The sequence below is a fragment of the Sphaerochaeta sp. S2 genome (assembly GCF_016406725.1).
In the GTDB taxonomy this organism is placed as follows: domain Bacteria; phylum Spirochaetota; class Spirochaetia; order Sphaerochaetales; family Sphaerochaetaceae; genus Sphaerochaeta.
Map to the genome: position 1 here is coordinate 1 of NZ_JAEKNT010000295.1, position 1,225 is coordinate 1,225.

At 43.2% G+C, this 1,225-nt stretch carries 2 protein-coding genes; both read right to left on the reverse strand.

Features of this window, described 5'->3' with window-relative positions; all coding sequences use genetic code 11:
• Nucleotides 1–568 (reverse strand): glycosyltransferase (locus tag JF818_RS08620; protein WP_198891609.1); only part of this gene is annotated, 568 nt, incomplete at its 3' end.
• Nucleotides 569–669: 101 nt separating this feature from the next.
• Nucleotides 670–1,225: NAD(P)-dependent oxidoreductase (locus tag JF818_RS08625; protein WP_198891610.1), on the reverse strand; the 556-nt coding region annotated here is incomplete at its 5' end.

Consider the following 1,225-nt stretch of genomic DNA (forward strand, 5'->3'; position numbering starts at 1 on the left):
GTCCTGCACTCACTATTTTCTTCGATTCATTATATGTTTCTTTTGGCTGGGGCATTGCTTCCAGATACAGTGGATTTGGGATAATGAACCCTCTCCCTGCATCCCCATAGTAATACTCCTTGGCTCCAAGAGTTTGAAATATTGCGTTATCAGCGAGATGGCGGTATGCAAATTTAATGATTCGTTTCTCAATTTCCTTGAAAGCTATGGAAGTATTTGGGTCATTACGCTCAGACAAGAGTACAGGAACAGGAAGACCAATACATGCGTAAGCAGCTAATGTCCCACTGTATGACATCATACCCATTACCAAATCAGGCTTAAGCTCTGAAATGGTCTTCCTAATACTACGCATCAACGAAAAATCTCTGACTATTGCGCTCTTGTGGCCAGAAGCATCATACCAAATATAGCGGATATCTTCCGAGAGCGAGTATGCAGGTACAGTCTTTGTGAGCGAGATAATTGTCACATTCACATTCTGCTCGACAAAATAATTAGAAAGATAGGCAGTAACCCGCTCGGCACCACCAAAAGACATTCCCGTTATGACAATCGCAAGTTTCATTCTCTATCCCTACTCTTTTCCATAAAAGAAAAATTGTTGGCTTCCAGGCATGCTCTGCACCTCTTTTCTCTATCGCTTCTCTTCATGCAACATCAGAGCAATCAAATAAAGAATCCAGTATCAGATAGAATATCCAGTGTTCGCTCAATTCCTTTTTGTATGGGATATGCAGCAACATATCCAAGCCTCTGAATTTTTCCAGCATCAAGAATTGCTTTGGTGGCCTTTGAATACCCGGCTTTTTCGACCTCAGAAGGGAGATCAAACACTACACTGGTACCGCTATGGGAAGCTACCAAGGAGGCCAAGTCACGTAGTGTGCAGTCCGAGCTCGTATCGGCAACGTTGTATGCAGTCCCATCTTCTCCTGTATACAAGAGAAGCAGTAGCGCAAATACTGCATCAGAGACATAGGTGTATGAGTACAGCTGGTTTCCCTCACTTTTCAATACGATATCTTGCTTAGCCAGCCCATTCTTTAAAAATTGTGCAATTGCCTTTGAATCACGTTCAAGCATGGTAGGCCCATATACCCGGGAAAGACGGGCAATGACAATATCCAAATCACACTGTTTTCTATAAGCTTGACAGAGTGCTTCTCCTACACGTTTACTTTCAGGATACCCGGCGCGAAGCGTATTGGAATCAAGATAGCCA